The 18,125-nt window shown below is 53.1% G+C and carries 11 protein-coding genes and 1 pseudogene; 5 read left to right on the plus strand and 7 right to left on the minus strand.

The genetic code is table 11. From position 1 onward, the window contains the following. From PPOP_RS12700 to PPOP_RS22800, 3 genes are all read left to right on the plus strand, one after another. Positions 1-1,556 (plus strand): PASTA domain-containing protein (locus tag PPOP_RS12700; protein ID WP_006286874.1); only part of this gene is annotated, 1,556 nt, incomplete at its 5' end. Positions 1,557-1,703: 147 nt separating this feature from the next. Continuing rightward, the gene (locus PPOP_RS23430; RefSeq protein ID WP_006286875.1) at positions 1,704-1,874 is read left to right on the plus strand and encodes a hypothetical protein; all 171 of its coding nucleotides are present in this window, start codon (positions 1,704-1,706) and stop codon (positions 1,872-1,874) included. 55 nt (positions 1,875-1,929) lie between these two features. Continuing rightward, a complete protein-coding gene (locus PPOP_RS22800; RefSeq protein WP_006286876.1) occupies positions 1,930-2,073 on the plus strand; it encodes a hypothetical protein in 144 nt (47 codons plus the stop codon). A gap of 10 nt (positions 2,074-2,083) precedes the next feature. On the opposite strand, the gene PPOP_RS12705 is transcribed toward PPOP_RS22800, so the two are convergent. The 4 genes and pseudogenes from PPOP_RS12705 to PPOP_RS12720 all read right to left on the minus strand — a co-directional run bounded on the left by PPOP_RS12705 (position 2,084) and on the right by PPOP_RS12720 (position 13,171). Continuing rightward, positions 2,084-2,914, minus strand: coding sequence for a DUF2935 domain-containing protein (locus PPOP_RS12705; RefSeq protein ID WP_006286877.1), 831 nt, complete (start codon positions 2,912-2,914; stop codon positions 2,084-2,086). A 165-nt stretch (positions 2,915-3,079) separates the two neighbouring features. Beyond that, the gene (locus PPOP_RS12710; RefSeq protein ID WP_006286878.1) at positions 3,080-7,675 is read right to left on the minus strand and encodes a S8 family serine peptidase; all 4,596 of its coding nucleotides are present in this window, start codon (positions 7,673-7,675) and stop codon (positions 3,080-3,082) included. Positions 7,676-8,346: 671 nt separating this feature from the next. Beyond that, positions 8,347-12,054 carry a S8 family serine peptidase gene (locus PPOP_RS12715; protein WP_006286879.1) on the minus strand — a complete coding sequence of 1,236 codons (3,708 nt, stop codon included), beginning with the start codon at positions 12,052-12,054 and terminating at the stop codon, positions 8,347-8,349. Positions 12,055-12,509: 455 nt separating this feature from the next. Continuing rightward, positions 12,510-13,171 (minus strand): annotated as a pseudogene (locus PPOP_RS12720) (aldo/keto reductase). Positions 13,172-13,414: 243 nt separating this feature from the next. Here PPOP_RS12720 and PPOP_RS12725 point away from each other — a divergent pair. After that, a complete protein-coding gene (locus PPOP_RS12725) occupies positions 13,415-14,131 on the plus strand; it encodes a DUF1232 domain-containing protein (RefSeq protein ID WP_006286881.1) in 717 nt (238 codons plus the stop codon). A 67-nt stretch (positions 14,132-14,198) separates the two neighbouring features. On the opposite strand, the gene PPOP_RS12730 is transcribed toward PPOP_RS12725, so the two are convergent. Genes PPOP_RS12730 through PPOP_RS12740 form a run of 3 tightly spaced genes read right to left on the minus strand, consistent with a single transcriptional unit; the run spans position 14,199 to position 16,568 of the window. Next, positions 14,199-15,608, minus strand: a complete 1,410-nt coding sequence (locus PPOP_RS12730) for a nucleoside recognition domain-containing protein (protein WP_006286882.1) — start codon at positions 15,606-15,608, stop codon at positions 14,199-14,201. Next, entirely contained in the window at positions 15,586-16,317 is a 732-nt protein-coding gene (locus PPOP_RS12735; protein ID WP_006286883.1) for a FeoB small GTPase domain-containing protein, read from the minus strand. The genes PPOP_RS12730 and PPOP_RS12735 overlap by 23 nt, the downstream gene beginning before the upstream one ends. After that, complete coding sequence (locus tag PPOP_RS12740; protein ID WP_006286884.1) at positions 16,314-16,568, minus strand: FeoA family protein; 255 nt, start codon at positions 16,566-16,568, stop codon at positions 16,314-16,316. Before PPOP_RS12740 ends, PPOP_RS12735 begins: the two co-directional genes overlap by 4 nt. A gap of 364 nt (positions 16,569-16,932) precedes the next feature. On the opposite strand from PPOP_RS12740, the gene PPOP_RS12745 reads away from it, so the two are divergent. Then, entirely contained in the window at positions 16,933-18,012 is a 1,080-nt protein-coding gene (locus PPOP_RS12745) for a lactonase family protein (RefSeq protein ID WP_006286885.1), read from the plus strand. Positions 18,013-18,125 lie beyond the last annotated feature (113 nt).

The following is an 18,125-nucleotide window of genomic DNA, read 5'->3' on the forward strand; positions in this document are numbered from 1 at the left end:
GTATGAGCACTTACATAGCAGAACGTTATCAGTTGAATTCCGTCATTTTTCACTTGGGCGGCGGCATTCTCTTTGAAGCCGTCGATATGTCCTTGCAACGCGACGTATTTATTTATGTTGTCGAAAATACGAATTCGGGCCGCGCAGAGGAATACCGCACCGCATTCGGAAATGTATCGCATTTTTCCAATAACCGGTTTTTCCAAATGCTGAATGCGGGTATGGCCGGACAAGACTTCTACGTTGTTTTTATGGCGTACAGCGGCATGCCTTTAGTGAAGTATGTGCAACGGCACGCCTTGAGCTCGACTAAGGTGCTGTCCATGATTTACGAGCTGGGGACCAGCATTCAGGAAGCGCTGGAGGAAGGCGTCAGCCGATTCCCGGTCACGATTGATAATGTGTGGGTGACAGCGGACAATCAACTGATGATGATGAACTATTGGACCCAGGCGGAGGAAGGGGAGCATGGCACCACCGCCTTGTACCGGCTGCTCTATCAGTTGTGCACGCTTGACCCGCATGTCCCTTCGCAGTTCGATGTTGTCGAGACTCGCTTATATGGCGCGTTGAAGGAATTGAATTCGGTGCAAAGAGATTCGGTTCTGAAGCTGATGAAGAAGGTGCACGCGAAAGACGCGTCTCTATTCACTTTCATGGTCGGTCTGCGGGAGATTATAGAGCTGCCAGATGTGCCAATTCAGGCAAGCCGCGATGTGGCAGCGCCCGTTTACACGGCCGCTACTCCGCTTGAGGAATGGCCGCCCCGGCGTCCTCTCGCAGAATCCGAACCGGATGGTGTAGAAGAGGACGAGGATCTGGACGAGGACCTGGCCGAAGAAGAGGATCATGGTGAGTACGAACGCATGGAGGCCGCTTCCTTCAACGGAAGCAAGCTGCTGCTTATCGTTGCCTGCGTGTGCGTCTTTTTCGCTGTCCTGGGTGGAGCCGTCATTTGGGCCAATTCGCTCTCCAAAGTCAATGAGACGGCTGCGGTGACCGAACCGGTAACGACGCAAGGAGGCGACTCGGACGTGGCGGAGGAACAGCCAGACGGCAGCGGCGACCAGACCGAGCATGGCGCTGTCGTTCCGGATGGCGGCGATAGCGGTTCTGTTGTTGAGCCGGATGCGTCTGCCGGCTCGAACGGGGGCTCCTCGGGCTCGCATACCGACAGCGGCACCAGTGTCGGCCAAGAATCGCAGCAGCCGGGCATAACTGATCCCGGTACGGTTCCGACCCATCCCGGACCGGCAGATCCAGGGACGACCACGCCGGGAACAGGGACGCCAGACACGGGAACGCCGATAGATCCGGGGCCTCCAGCTGAAGTGGCACAGACAGGCGAAGGAGAAGTGCAGGTTCCAAGCCTCATTGGTCTGACGCTGGAGCAGGCGGAGGAGCAAGTGAAGGCGGCCGGGCTTCGATGGCAGTATTTCAAGGAGAACAGCGAGGAGCAGCCGCCTGGCCAGGTATTTAAGCAGGAGCCGGAACCAGGCGCAGCGATTAAGTTGGGGGAGCGAGTCACCTTCTACATTAGCCGGGAACTGAAATAAGTCAGTATAGGGGAATGGTCTGCACCCCTGCCGTAAGCCGACGCGGATGCATGAACATGAGAATAACGGAACATCTATGAATAAAGCGGCGCTCCTTTTCGCATAATAAGGATGTACATGAATATATGCGAAATGGAGAGTTGCCGAATGAACAACCAAGAACATACCCGCGACCAAGCGACGAAGGCTCAAGTGCAGTCGACGAAGCTGAACAGAATGCCGGACGTCGAGGGCCAAGGCGCCGAGTTTGGAGCCGATCTAGAGGGCGCTGCGCAGAGTCAAGCCACACGCGGTGCGGAGACGAAGTTGTCCGAATAATAGGCGTCTTACGCACTGCAAGCCCCCCCAGTTCCAGGAACTGGGGGGGCTTAGTATGCCCGGTATGGGCGCTATCTTTAGGATCCAAGTGCCGAACGGTGAAGGCAGTACTGGGCGTAGCTTTAGAGTGGGGATCGATCGGGAGAACACGCCGTATACCGAACGGTACGTACGTGTGGTGGAGGAGGTCGGGGGCTAGGTGCCTCCTCCTACTCGATTCCTTGAACCCGCGGCGTGGCTGGATCGCATTCCGGCGAAGGGACGGCGCCAGTCAGGGCTAATTTGATTAGATAGTAGCATTCCTCCCGCGCCATATGATCCGGAATCAGCGAACTGATGACATCAAGCGTCTCCGCGCTTAGCTCCATTTCCTCCAGTTCCAGCAGGAATTTCGTGAATAGCTTAATTTCCAGGTTCACATCGCGGTGGAACCGTTCCATCGCAGGGAAGCGGCGAAGCTGGGTTCGCAAGTAGCCGACCATTTCGACTGCTTTTTTGTAATAATCATCGAAATGCTTCTCGAACTCGCGACTCTTCTCGATCAGCCGCCTCTCTATTGCATCCAGATTGGACGCGATTGCCGATGCATGGCCGGAAGCGTCCGATAGCCACACCAGGTCATAATGAAGCGCATCGAACAACGGCACTGGAATGCCGGCCTGAATGGCATCGAGAATATAGACATACTCTTGCAGTTCATTGAGCATATGGTTGAAAAAGGTCGGCGGGAGAAGCACGGTAACCTGGCCGAGCAGCAATCTGCGCAGCAGATCAAGCTTGAAATTTTTCAATTCCTTCGTTGCGGCATGCGCATCCGCAGCGATGGTAAGGGCGTGGGACTCGGTGGAGGCTTGGCGGGCTCTGTCCAGGAGTTGATCGAAGCGCCGGATCAATTGATCCGCCTGACGAATGTCCTTCTCTTCCCGCGGCGACAAGGCGTCCAAGATGAAGCGGGAATGGTCTCCTAATATTTGCAGCCAGAAGCGGTGCTCGAACAAGAGTGAACCCGGCGGAGCGGCCTGGGCCTGATGACTGTGCATATGCACCCTCCTTTGTAGATGCTGGATGACGAGTTAGAATCCGTTCTATTGTCATCCTATGTGTAATGGATTGTCTCGTATGCCATCCTCGTCTGTCCGACCCAAGCAGCAACAACCGCTGTCCCTAAGGGACAGCGGTTGTGTCATGGTTGTATCAGGCCGGTATTACGATTCCGATTGGAGATCGAGCAGTGCGCGGGCAAGCACCGTGGCTGCTTGGGCACGAGTTGATGTTCCCTTGGGAGAGAACGTATTGCCGCCCATGCCTTTCATATAGCCGCGGCTCACGGCAACCGCGACGGCGGCGCGGGCATCTGCTCCGATCTTCGCCTGGTCGGCGAAGCCGAGCGCCGGAGCGTCAGCGGCCTTCAGTTGCAGCGCCTGCACGAGCATGACGACCATCTTCTCGCGCGTCAGCGGTTCGCGCGCTCCCGGCTCGGCAATCCGATCCTTCCATGTCTTGCCGGAACCGGTAAGACGATCGAGCTGCGAGGCGAATTCCGCTTGGGTTACCTGATCGTTCGGCTTAAACGTATTCTGGCGGCCCTTGCCTTCGACTAACTGGTGAGCGGCTAGGAACTCTATCTTATCTTTGGACCAGTGCATGCGAATATCATCGAACGTCCTGGATAATTCCTGGGCCGTATAGGATCCGAGCGACACTGTAGTGAAGCGGATGCCATCCTTATCCCAGCGGACGCCGGGCGCGTAGTACGTCCATGCTTCCTTCGCATCCTTGGCGTAGACGCCTACTTTTCGGCCATCCTTCACGGCGGAGGAGCTCCATTTCAGACCGACTCGGATCGGCTTGGTGACGGTCTCCTTCTCACCTTGGACGGTCAGTTCCGGGGCGACCTGTCTACGTGGGGACGCTTGGCTGTCTTCTGGCAGCGGCGCCAGCGCCAGGCGCACCGTCAGATCCCCATTTTTCCCGATAAAGTCAACGAGCGACTCGGCAGGGATGAGCACTTCGAAGTCCGTCCCGGACAGCAGCGGCGCTTTGCCCGAAGCAGCAAGCTCTTCTGCCAACGAGCGGGCGAGCCGGATATCCGCCAGATGGATGTCATTCCAGTCGATATCTGCGATATCAAGCTTCACTTCAGCCGCTTCCTTGTCGTTCAACTGCGAACGGATCGCCGCTGATGATACGAGCAGCAGACCTTGCTTCTGGCTGTCCTTCTCGGTTACCGTATAGGTACCCGCTGTCAATGACTTCCCGGCTGGCTGCAACGGAGTGGAGTAGGAACGGCTGGAAGACGATCCGCCTAAGCTTGGTTCCGGCTCCGGTTTTGGTTCTGGTTCTGGCTCTGGTTTCGGCTCCGGCGGTTCCGGTGCGTTCACGAACTCTATCCAATCCGACCCGAGCACAAATTTTACAGGTTCCTTGCTTTCCAACTCCAATCCACCCAACTTGAATTCGTAGATTCCGGTATTCTTGCCGGAGAATACGACGGTACCCAATATGCCATCTCCCGAATACGCCGCAGAGGGCGGCATGCTGGTTGTTGCCACGAGGGCCTCCCACCCTTCGGGAATCCCGTCGAGCTTGATGGTCTCGGAAGTAAAATCAAGCTTCACCTCAGGATGCTGCTGTGTATAGGTTACAAAGGTAACGCTAGGCTCAACGCGTAGTACATCCACCATTGAAGAATCATAAAGCAATACGTATGTCCCCGAGTATACCGCTTCAGTAACAGAGAAGCCGATATCTACTTTGACTTCTTCTCCTGTATACGCTTGTTTGCTCTCTGTCCTCGCATTCACATAAACTGCATCTGGATCAAAGTCAAATGAAATCGTCCGGGACGGGGTCTCATATCCGTTCTTGACGGAATCCCATGCATAAATATCGATTTCATTGCGTCCGTCCTTCAGATAAGGGATGTCGATGGTGAAGGTACCGTTTTCGTTCATATTAACCTTATAGTTTACCTTCGTATCTTTGTTGACGGCTTTCATATTAATGGAAGTCTGAATCGAATATTTCTGATTTATGGAATCCCTTGGCATAGAATTATGGTAATCCCAAACTAAGTCGTAGACAGTCCCTGTAATTTTTCCTTTGCGTTCCCGTGGATCATCTACTCGAATCTCTGGCTCAACAACTTGGACTTCAGGAGGCGCATTGTCGATCAGGAAATGAGTGTACAGATGATCCAAACGTTCGCCATTTACAACGGGCACCAGGTAATATAAACCGTCAACTAGTGGGGTGGAAGGGTTCCCATCTAGTCTTCCGTTCCAATCGATAGACAATATGCCCGGGTTCTGTTCCCTCGGATTTACGTAAGCATCCCCGATTTCTTCACCATTGAGATTCAGGACAGTTAGTTTGAAATCGTTGATTTTTTTATTGAGCTTGATGCTTAACGTTGTCTTATTATGGTTGGGATGCCCGTTCGGCGCCAAAATATCGGTGCTGACCCCAAGCCACTCAAATACGGGCACTTCAAATTCCTTGCCGACATATGCGCTTACAGGGAGCCTGATCTCGTGGCCACCGTCGCCTTGCAAAATGACATGGCCTTCGAAATTCCCTGTTACGTGAGATGGGATGTGCAAGTACACGTCGAACGTCTGCCCTGGGCTAATGGTTGCCGCACTCGACGTTACGATTCCACCGTCAGCAGGCCAATCGAAGGAGACTGAATATTGCTGACTAATATCGGAAATCCCTTTTAACCGCACCGTTTTATGGAACGTATTATTATTCGGAGAAATGGCCCCGAACGAGAGGCTGCCTGTTTCATATTCAAACGGTGCGCCCGGATGATCTTTTAGCGTAACGCTCACTGTCTCTTGCACCAAGGCGATCGCTGGAGCTTCTACGCTGCGCTTCAAATCAACCCGGCCTGCACCTTGTTCCGTCAGCTTATACAGGTTCCCCATTCGATCCTTCAGATCTACGGCATGATTCATTATCAGCGCCTTGATTTCATCCGGAGTCAGATCAAGGTTGTTCTTGCTGGAATACTCCAACAGCAATGCCGCAGCGCCGGCGATATGCGGTGCAGCAAAGCTCGTGCCTTCTTTGCTTTTGTATGCGTGTTCGTAATTGCCGTCCCAGGCCGGCACGGATGATATGATGGCCACGCCCGGTGCGGCAATGTCCGGCTTGATCGTAAAGTCCGGCAGCGCAGGCCCGCGAGAACTGAAGGAAGCAAGCATATCTTGCATCTCGACATCGGTGAGGACAACCTTTTTCCCTGAATTGTATATAAAATAATTTTTCAAGATAAGGCCGTCGGCTCGCGAAATACCATAAGTAGGAACAAATTCATCGATGTTCCCATCGCCAAGGTCGATGCCCAGATCGCCAGCTTCATTGTTGAAAATGATGAGCGCTGCGGCTCCGGCCTGTTTCGCGTTTCTTGATTTGTTCCCGAAGTCGATGTTGCCGCGAGAGACGACCACGAGTTTCCCTTTCACGTCTTTGTTATAATAATCATCTGGCGTTCCGAATCCGGCATCGACCGCTTCAAGCGGATGATCTACGGCCAGAACCGGAGATGAAGTGGCGTGACGCGGGAAAATCAACTGATTCAGTCCCTCGATGTCAAACACCCGGGTCAGGCCCGGAGGATAAGAGGCGGCAACGGAAATGGCCGCATGGGTACCTGCCGGAGTTTCTAGCGTGCCCGAATCTGGCCCAGAATTGCCCGCAGCGACGACCACGACAACACCGGCTTTGGTCGCATTGTCCAGCGCAACCGATTGCGCGGTGTACTGGAAGTTTTCCTGGCCACCGAGCGACAGATTAAGAACATCTACCTTATCTTTATAGACGGCATGCTCAATGGCGCGTAAAGTTTTTTCCTCATTTCCGCTCCCATATGGCCCGAGCACGCGATAAGCATACAGGTCGGCCTGCGGCGCGACTCCACGGACTTTGCCGCTGTTGCCAGGCTGTTCGTTATTTCCTCTGCCAACAATGATTCCTGCGACATGCGTGCCATGGGTGGTATGATACTCTTTTCCATTGATTTTGGGCTTCGTCTTGTCTGGTCGCGTCTCCATCGGATCATCGTCGTTATCGACGAAATCGTACCCGCCTTTAAAGGCGCCCTTCAAGCTCGGATGATGGTAATCGACGCCAGAGTCCAGCACCCCGACCTTGATGCCTGCTCCCTCATAGCCCCTACCCCATAATTCATTCGCTCCGATAGGGTACGCGCTTTGATACCAATCGCTGTCGATATAAGCGCTCGGCTCGTGCGAAGCCACTTCGATTTCTGTGTTCGGATAGACGGCCTTAACACCAGGGAGCGTTACCAAATCATCAACCTTGTTGGCAGGGATGCGGATCGAAAATCCATTGAATACATAGCTGAACTCGTAACGGATCGAGGCTTGCAACGGCTTCAGGGCGCTGCGGAATTGTTGATGTTCTTGTCGAATATCGCTGTCGACATCGTCGGCGAACACAGAGGATGTGTTCGCGGCCTGAGCTTCTACGACTTTCACCGGTTCCTGTTGCAGTTCTACGATCACGGTAATCATCTCGTTGCTATCAGCAGGTGGGACAAAGTTTTGCGCTGTGGCGTCAGGTCGGTTCAGCTCAGAGTAGCAGGGGAGTTGCAGCTTAGTTGCGGGCTGACCCGCGAACTGATCTTTGACTTGGCTCTGTAGTTGATACGCCGTCTCGGATGCGGATCCGTCCATATGTATGGTCGCGCTCGATACTCCCGGAAACACCATGCCGGCAAGCAGCAAGGCGCTAAGGATCAAAGCTATGAAATTGCGGAATGAATGCAGTCTCAAACGTAAGCCTCCTTTGTATGATTGTCAGGTTTATCTTTGATGTGGCAAATGTCGGCCTCAGCCTCCTTTCTTGCAGCGGAATGGAATAAAATGATATTTGTCATATTATATCGAAATATGAATCAAGCTTACATTTAATTCGTATGGAGCGTAAGGGCATTAATCACTATATTCCCAACGCATTTTTTATCATATAATATTGAAAAATTAATAATTATGTCTATTAAACTGAAAAATATGACAGAGTAACAAGGTCTTTAGGTCTATATAGGAAATGGAATTAAACAGAGTCGAGAAAATATATAGATTTTTTAGTCCTGGATTCGCTTTCAAGATGAGGGCACTGGTGAATAAGCTATACACCTTAAGCACATCGGGTGACGGGATTTGACATTCTGCTGAGAAAAGGCCCGGAGGTTCGTGCATGGCCCTCATTAGAAAAAGATGCGGAGTGGACTGGAATGAAGTCAAAAGGCCGAGTACGGGAACAAATGAACCCCTAACTCGACCTTTTTTTTGAACCTAACGGTCATCTCATAGGTAGTAAAGTCTTCGCCTGGTCGGCGAAGCCGAGCGCCGGTGCGTCAGCGGTCTTCAGCGATAAAGTCAACGGGCGAGCCGGATATCCGCCAGATTGACGTCGTTCCAAATCATATCCGCAATTTCAAGCTTCACTTCAGCTGCTCCATGTCGTTCAACTGCGAACTGATCGCGGCTGACGATACGAGCAGCAGACCTTGCTTCTTGTCATCCTTCCCGGTTACCGTAGTACTCCATTTCAATGGCTTCCCGGCTGGCTGCGACGGAATGGAGTAGGAACGGCTGGAAGACGATCTGCCTGAACTTAGGCCAGGTTCCGGATTTGGTTCGAGATATGGCTCAAGATACGGTGATATTGGTACGTCCACGATCTTAATCCAATCCGGTGATCCGTACGCAAGTTTTACAGGTTCCATGCTTTCCAGCTTCAAATCATCCAGCCAGAACCAGAAATTGTTGGCTTCGGTATCCTTGCTGGAGAATACGATGGTACCCAATATGCCATCTCCCGAATACGCCGCAGTTGGCGGCATGCTGATTGTTACCTCGAGGGCCTTCAACTGGTCGTCAAGCTCGATGGCTTGGGAAGCAAAATCAAACTTCACATCAGGATGCTGCTGCTGTGTATAGGTTGCAAAGGGAACGCTAGGCTCAACGCACACATCCAGTAAGGAAGCATCATAAACCAATCGGTATGACGCCGAGTATACCGCTTCAGTAACAGAGAAGCCGATATCTATTTTGAACTCTTCGCCTGTATGCGCTTGTTTGCTCTCTGTCCTCACATGCGCATAGACAGCATCTGGATCGAAGTCGAATGAAATCGTCCGGGACGGGGTTTCATATCCGTTCTTGACGGAATCCCATGCATAAATATCGATTTCATTGCGTCCGTCCTTCAGATAAGGGATGTCGATGGTGAAGACACCGTCTGCGCTAATATGGACCTTATATTCTTCCTGCGTATCTTTGTTAACGGCTTTCATCTTAACGGTATCCTGAATCGAATATTTCTGATCAAGGAAATCCTTATTTAGAAAATTCTGAAAGTCAAAAGAAGAGTCGTAGACAGTCCCTGTAATTTTTCCTTTGTGTTCCTGCGGCCGTTCTACCCGAATCTCCGGCTGATCAACACTGACGATAGGAGGCGTATTGTTGATTAGGAAAGGAGTGCGCAGATAACCCAAACGTTCGCCATTTACAACGGGCACCAGATAATATGTACCGTCTGTAAGTGGGAAGGAAGGGTTTCCAACCAGACTTCCATCCCAATCGATAGACAAGATGCCCGGGTTCTGTTCCCTTGGATTTACGTAAGCATCCCCGATTTTGTCACCATAGGGATTTAGGACAATTAGTTTGAAAGCGGTGATTTTTTTATTGACCTGGATGCTTAACTTTGTCTTACGATGATCGGGATGACCGTGCGGCGCAAATATATCGGGGCAGACATTAATCTTGAGTGCATCCACTTCAAATTCCTCGCCGATAAACGCGCTAACAGGAAGCCTGATCTCGTGGCCACTGTCGCCTTTCAAAATGACATAACCTTCGTATTTCCCTCTTAAGCGATCCGGGATTTGTAAGTTCACGTCGAACGTCTGCCCTGGGCTAACGGTTGCCGCACTCGACGTTAATTTCCCGCCGTTTTTAGGCCAATCGATGGAGACCGAATAGGGCTGACAAGTATTGGAAAGGCCCTTCAGCCGTACCGTTTTCTTCCGTACCGTTTTCTTAAACGTATTTGCCGGAGAAATAACTCCAAACGAGAGGCTGCCCGTCTCATATTCGAACGGTGCGTCGGGATTATCTTTTCGCGTGATACTCGCTGTCTCTTGTACCAAGGCGATCGCCCGAGCTTCTACGCAGCGCTTCAAATCAACCCGGCCTGCACCTTGTTCCGTCGGCTGATACCGTTTCCCCGTGGGATCTTTTAGAGCTACGGCATGACTCATCATCAGCGTCTTGATTTCATCTGGCGTCAGATCAAGGTTGTTCTTGCGGGAATACTCCACCAGCAATGCTGCAGCGCCAGCGATATGCGCCGAAGCCATGCTCGTACCATTGAAGCTTTCATACGCGTGTTCGTAATTGCCGTCCCAGGCTGGCACGGATGACATGATGGCAACGCCCGGTGCGGCAATGTCGGGTTTCATCGTATAGTCGGGCAACGCAGGACCGCGTGCGCTGTTGGACCAAATCCCTTGCCCTTGCTCCTCGACATCGGTGCGGACAACCGTTTTCTCCCCATCCGATGTAATCATTTTCAACCAACCGGGTGTAATCTTTTTCAACCAACCGGGTGTAATATAATTTTTCAAGACAATACCGGCGGCTTGCGAAATGCCATAAGTAGGAACGAATTCATCGACGTTTCCCTTGCCAAGTTCGGGGGTCAGATCGCCAGCTTCGTTGTCGAAAATGATAAGCGCTGCGGCTCCGGCATGTTTGGCGTTTCTTGATTTGTCCCCGAAGCTGATCTCACCGCGGGAGACGACCACGAGCTTCCCTTCCACGTCTTTGTTTTTATAATCATCCGGCTTTCCGAATCCAGCATAGACCGCTTTAAGCGGCTTATCTACGGCCAGGACCGGAGATGAAGTAGCGTGACGGGAAAAAAACTTCTGAGACAGTCCTTCGGCGTGAAACACCGGGGTCAGGACTGGAGGAGAAGAGGCAGCAACGGAAATAGCCGCATGGGTCCCTCCCAGAGTTGACAGCGTGCGCGGCTCCGGTCCGGCATTGCCTGCAGCGACGACCACGACGACACCGGCTTTGGTCGCATTGTCCAGCGCAACCGATTCCGCTGTGTACTGGAAGTTGCCATTATCGATGATCGACAGATTGAGAACATCTACCTGATCTTGATAAACGGCATGCTCAATGGCGCGTAAAGTCCTTTCCGTATTACCTTCCCCATATGGCCCGAGTACGCGATAAGCATACAGGTCTGCCTGCGGCGCGATTCCACGGATCTTGCCGCTGTCGCCAGGACGATCGCCATTTCCTCTGCCGAGAATCGTTCCCGCGACATGCGTGCCATGGGTGGTATGATACGCTTTTCCGTCGACGATGGGCTTCGTCTTGTCTGGTCGCGTCTCCATCGGATCATCGTCATTATCGACGAAATCGTACCCGCCTTTCAAGGCGCCCTTCAGGCTCGGGTGATGGTAATCGACACCAGTGTCAAGCACCCCGACCTTGATGCCTGCTCCTTCATAGCCCCTATCCCATAAGTCATTCGCTCCGATAGGGTACGCGCTTTTATGCACCCAGGCGCTGTCGCCATCAGCGCTCGTCCCGTTCGAAGCCGCTTGGATTTCCGTGTTCGGATAGACGGCCTTGACACCAGGAATCGTTAGCAAATCATCAACCTTGTTGGCAGGAATGCGGACCGAAAATCCATTGAATACATGACTGAACTCGTAACGGATCGAGGCTTGCAGCGGCTTCAGGGCGCTGCGGAATTGGTGATGCTCCTGCCGGATATCGCTGTCGACATCGTCGGCGAACAAGGATTGTGTACTCGCGGCCTGAGCTTCTGCGACGTTCACCGGTTCCTGTTGCAGTTCTACAATCACGGTCATCGTATCGCTGCTATCAGCAGGCGGGACAAAGTTTTGCGGTGTAGCGCCAGATCGGTTCTGTTCAGAGATGCGAGGGAGTTGCAGCTTGGTTGCGAGCTGATCCTTGACTTGGCTCTGCCGTTGATGCGCCGTTTTGGATGCGGCACCGTCCATTTTTTCGGTTGCGTCCGATACTCCCGGCAACACCATGCTGGCAAGCAGCAAGGCGCTAAGGATTAAAAATATGAACTTGCGGAATGAATATAGTCTCAAACGTAAGCCTCCTTTACTATTGTCGGGTTTATCCTTGATGCAGGAAAATTCTAGCTCAGCCTCCTTTCTTGCGGGCGGTATTGGAATACATAATGTTTATCATATGATGTTTGTCATATGATGTCGATACATTAATAAGATTACATGGATTTCGCAGGGTGGGTAAGGGGACTATTCCCTATATTTCATTCCATTCCGTGTTGAATAATGTCGAAAAGTTGCTAATTATGTCTGGTAGATAGAAAAAAATGACATCGATCCTAGGTATTTAGATCTATGTCGGAGATGGAATAAAACCAGAATTGGGTAAACCGAATGTGCTGGCGTTGATTCGGGGGATGCCTCCATTACCGGCAAGCAGGAATTGGCACTCCATGTGATAGGACAGGCCAAAGAAATCCATGGTCCGCCAGCCTACTTCACTTCCGACCGATTGGGATGATGCGTGGCGTATATTACGGCAGCGCTCTGCCTCTTGAGCTAACGTAGAGGGAATACCATTCTTCCCGTGTCAGCGTGATGTTCTCCGCTTCGCCGCATGCGCGGATTCGCTCCGGATTGGCCGTGCCGATAACCGGTTGGATTCCGGCCGGGTGGCGCATTAGCCAGGCGAGGATAATCGCTTCCCGTTGACGATGAACGGCTCCTTGCTGTATGCCTGGAGCAGCCGAATCTGGCCGGCGCTCATGTTCGAGACGCCGAAGGCCCGTACTTTCCCCGCAGACTTCAATGCCGATATCGCTTCCGCGACCTCTTCCGGCTCCATCAACGGATCGGGACGGTGGAAAAGTAAAATGTCGAGATATTCGACGCCGAGCCGCTTCAAGCTTCCGTCGACGCTGCGCAAAATAGGCTCTGTCGAAAAATCATAGCGTCCCGGAATGCCATTGTCCGCGAAGCGGATGCCGCACTTGGATTGCAGCACGATGCGCTCTCTCCATTCTGGCCGCTCCTTCAGCACTTGGCCGAATACTTGTTCCGCCTTGCCTCTCGCATAAATGTCAGCATGGTCGAACATATGGATGCCCGTCTCCAGGGCAGCTTCGACCGCAGCGTGCGCCGCTGCGAGATGCTGTTCCGTTATCGGCTCATCATTCCAGCCTCCGCCCAAACCCATGCATCCGAGCACAAGCCGGCTTGCCGCGAGTTGTCTGGAAGGAAAAGGGAAGCCCCAACCCGAATATTCGAGAAGGCACGCCTGCAATGCAGAAATTGATCGGGTACAGATTACGGATTTATTGAGGAATTGTGCGTGTCCCCTACATATATTGTTAAGAGATCATCTATTGTTAAGAAATCATCAAAATCGTGTTGTACTTTTATAGCACCAATGCTCTTGCCATAGAGAGGAGGGGACAGGATGAATCAGACGGATAACGTATTGCAATTCGGCCAGCAGTTAAAATCGTTGCTCAAGGAGCGCTCCCTGTCCATGCGCAAATTAAGCGAGCAGACGGGAATTGATACGGCGACCATCTCCCGGATGGCTAGCGGGAAGCAGGCGGTCAAGCCGGAATACATTCAACGCATCGCGTCCGTTCTCGCCATACCGGCCGAGCGGCTGTACCGTGCGGCGGGCTACTCTGTCGGGTCAGAGCCGAACGGGAGGACGGATATGCATGACTCCGTTGATGAGATTCAGCAAGTGCTCGGGCATTCGAAGCTATATGAGCCGGAGTTCAGCACCGAACGGGTGCGGCAGGAACTGATGAAATGCGAGCGGTATGCCCGCACGGAGGAAGGCACGCGGCTGATTCATCAGGATTTCGAGGAAAAAGTGAGCAAGGTGAGCGGAGAAGGCCCGTTCATTGAGCAGTTGCGCAACATGTATACTTGCTTTTGCAACCCGAAGGTGTCGTGGGAAGAAAAAGCGGTGTTCGGCAGCGCTCTGCTTTATTTCATCCTAACTGTCGATATTATCCCGGATTATATATTTCCGATCGGTTACCTTGATGATGCGATTGCGATCAATATGGCGCTCGAACGGCTGCGCGGCATAGCCGGCAGGGCGATAGTGCAGAGGAATGCCGGCGGCAGCGCTCCGGCCAGCGATTCCCCGCATGACGGCGAAGGATAGGCTACGGACACGTTGACAGCACGAGCCGCCAGTACCCGCTCGTGCTGCCAACAGGCATGTTCTCTTGTTAGACCCAGCCGAACGCTCGTGCCAGTTGAGCCGTTGAAAAGGTGACGGCAATCGCGATGGCAAGGGGGATGAGAGCGGAGAGGACCGTCCATTTCACGCTCTTCGTCTCTTTGTAAATATTGAACAATGTCGTGCCGCATGGATAATGGAGCAAGGAGAACAGCATCATATTGAGTGCCGTTAGCCAGGTCCAGCCATGGTTCAGGAAGATGTCCTTGATGTTGTCCATGCCATCCGCATCGACCAACGCGCCGGTGGACAAGTATCCCATCAGCAGAATCGGAAGCACGATCTCATTCGCAGGAAGGCCAAGAATGAAGGCCATCAGGATGAAGCCGTCCAGTCCGATCGCATGGGCGAACGGCTCGAAAAAGCCGGCCATATGATGAAGCACACTGTCCCCGCCGACAAAAATATTGCCCAAGATCCAGGTAATGATTCCGGCAGGCGCGGCCACGATAATGGCACGTGTCAACACATTGAGCGACTTGTCTCGCGATGCGAGCAGAACCGTCTTCGCGAACTGCGGCTTCCGGTACGGAGGAAGCTCCAGCGTATAGTGGGTCGGCACCCCGCGCAGGGCGGTCTTGGACAAGACCCACGAGACGGAGAACGTAACGACGATACCGATCATGACCATGCCCATGACGACCGAGGCCGTAACGAGCGTCTGCATTCCGGCTCCGAGTCCCGCCGATACCATGAAAAGGGAGGACAGCAGAATCAGGGTAGGCCAGCGTCCGTTGCAGGGCACGAAGCTGTTCGTCAAGATGGCAAGCATCCGCTCACGCGGCGATTCAATAATGCGGGTTGACAGAATGGCAGCCGCATTGCAGCCGAAGCCCATTGACATCGTCAGCGCTTGCTTGCCATGCCCGCCCGATTTCTTGAACAGGCGATCCATGTTGAAGGCGACGCGCGGCAAATAGCCGAAGTTCTCTAGCAGGGCGAATACCGGAAAAAAGATGGCCATCGGCGGCAGCATGACGCTGGTGACCCAGGCCGTGCCGCGGAAGAAACCGAGAATGAGTACGCCATGCAGCCACGCCGGCGCATGAAGCGCTTCGAAGCCTGCGGTCAAATAGCCTTCTATCGTGTTGAACAAGTCAAAGAGCAGGGCGGAAGGCACGTTCGCTCCCGCAATCGTAATCCAGAAGACCGTGCCAAGTATCGCCAGCATAATCGGGAATCCCCAAATCGGAGAGGTGACGATTTTGTCCAGCCGGTACGTGCTCTCCAGCTTCTTCTTATCTTCGTAGCGGACCGCTTCGCGGCAAATGCTGTGCGTCGTCTTATAAATATCCCCGACGATATCGTCCCGGAGCTCGCTGCCGTTCGTCAGGTCCTTGGCTATCCCCAAGAGCGAATCGAGTGAGTCGGGGGAATTAGTGGCAAGCGGTGTAGCCATATTGTACCGTCTCCTTCACTGTCATCGTCTGGTCTTCCTTCATCCGTTTCTTCATCGTCTGAAGCAGATTTTCGTCATGATCAAGCAGCCGCAATGCGAACCAGCGGGCCGGATAGCGGTCGCCAAGCAGATCGCGTATCGCTGGCTCCAGTTCGGCAATCTTGCGTTCGATATGATCGTTGTATTGAATTTGTAGCGGCTGAGGTACAAGCTTGCCCGAGGCGACCTGCTCGATCTTGTCGAGCAGTTGGGGAATGCCAATCCGGTTGCGCGCCGAGATGGCGACGACAGGCACATTCAGCTTGCGGGAGATCGCATCGATATCGATGCGGACGCCCAGGCGCTTCGCTTCGTCAATCAGGTTGATGCAGAGGACGACACGGTTCGTCATCTCCATCACCTGCAGGGCCAGATTCAAGTTCCGCTCCAGCGAGGTCGCGTCCAGCACGACAACCGTTACGTCCGGGTTGTCAAAAACAATATAGTCCCGGGCGACTTCCTCATCTGCCGAATTGGAATAGAGGGAATAGGTGCCCGGAAGATCGATGATGCAGAACGATGTGCCCTGATGCTCGAATTCTCCTTCCGCCATCATGACGGTCTTGCCTGCCCAGTTCCCGGTATGCTGACGCATCCCTGTCAACGTATTGAACAAAGTGCTCTTGCCTGTATTCGGGTTACCGGCCAGGGCAATTCGATATTCGCTCATTCATCCTCACCTCCAATTATTTCCCCGTATATGCGCGTGCTCTCTTCTCTGCGAAGCGCGATAGTCGTATTGTTCACGCGGAACGCGACCGGATCCCCGAGCGGGCTGTGCTGCAGCACCTCCACCGTATTGCCGGGCACAAATCCAAGATCGAGAAGCCGCCTGCGCAGCACTCCCTCCACTTCGATACGGGAGAGACGCAGCCGGCTGCCCGTATCCGCTTCTGCCAAAGCTCTCTCTGTCGTTGACATCTATAATCCTCCTCCTAATGACCGAATCTCACGAGCAGAGCGACAACCGTATTGCTCACGGCCCCCCTCCCCCCGCTCTCTCTTGTTATTATTAGTATAGGACAAAAGTATTGAGTTGCCAACAATTATTTTCATTAAGGAAACTTTTTTTGGGAGAGGGGAATTGTAGTATATGTATATGCATGAACAGCCCATTGGTTTAGCGGGAATCGACGCATTCATTCTCCGAATACGATTCTCCGACGCGCTAGCTTGGATCCCTGCAATATGGATGGAACTTGCTTTCCGCTATTGATTTGCCGCTGCGGATAAGTGTACATTAGAACCATGGTAAGTCTCAGGCTGTGACGAGGAGGAAGACAACATGGCAGAACGTATGCTCGTATTTGTCGGTTCCTATGCAGACGGCTCCGGCAGCGGGGTCTATGTGTATGAGTTCGATGAACATAATGAATCGCTGATATTAACAGATGAAGTATCCGGCCTTCGCAATCCAACCTTCGTGAATCTGGACGCGGAAGGCCGCCGGTTCTATTCGATCGCGGAAGGAACGAACGGGGACGGAGGCAAGACAGGGGAAGCGGCCGCTTTCGCCATCGATCCGGCGGCAGGCAAGTTGGAACGATTGAACCGCTCCTTCACGGTCGATGCGCCGACCTGCCATATTCAGCGCGATTCCGGCAGCAATCATATTGTGGTGGCAAGCTATCATGGCGGACGGATAGCGCTCGTTGCGCTAACGGCGGACGGCCGCATCGGCGCACAACTGGACGTTCAGCAGCATGAAGGACATGGGCCGAATGCCGAGCGGCAGGAGAAGCCGCATCCGCACTCCGCTTTCTTCAGCCCGGACGAGCGTTATTTGTTCGTGTCGGATCTGGGCATCGATCGGATTCGGGCCTATACGATCGACAAGGAGCGCGGCAAGCTGCAGTTCCATGGCGAGACAGCCGCCCAACCGGGAGCGGGTCCGCGTCATATGGCGTTCCATCCGAACGGGAAGCTCGCTTTTGTCATCAATGAGCTGGACTCTTCGATTGCGTCTTATCATTATCATGCGGAGCAAGGAGCGCTGCAGCCGATTGCGACAGTGCCGACGCTTCCTCCCAGCTTCACCGGGGAGAATACGTGTGCGGAGATTGCGATATCGGAGGACGGAGCCTATCTGTACAGCTCGAACCGCGGCCATGACAGCATCGCCGTCTATGCAATCGACGTGGTGGCAGGCACATTGACGCCGGTGGAGCATGTGTCTGTAGAAGGACAGCATCCGCGTCATTTCGCGCTAACACCGGGCGGACGTTATCTTATTGCGGCGAACCGGGATACGAACAATCTGGTACTGTTCCGCGTAGACAAGGCGACCGGCAAGCTGACATTTACCGGGAAGACCGTCGAGGTCTCGAAGCCGGTCTGCGTCAAGCCGGTCATTTTTGCCCTGTAACCAGATGGAATAGAAGTTACCACAATTCTAACGAAAGAGAGAACTTGTCCTATTCTATTCTGTATTTTATGAAAAGGAAGGGGCATATGGCTTAAGAGTGAAACACAATTTAC

Origin of the sequence: Paenibacillus popilliae ATCC 14706 (assembly GCF_000315235.1) — a bacterium.
In the GTDB taxonomy this organism is placed as follows: Bacteria; Bacillota; Bacilli; order Paenibacillales; family Paenibacillaceae; genus Paenibacillus_B; species Paenibacillus_B popilliae.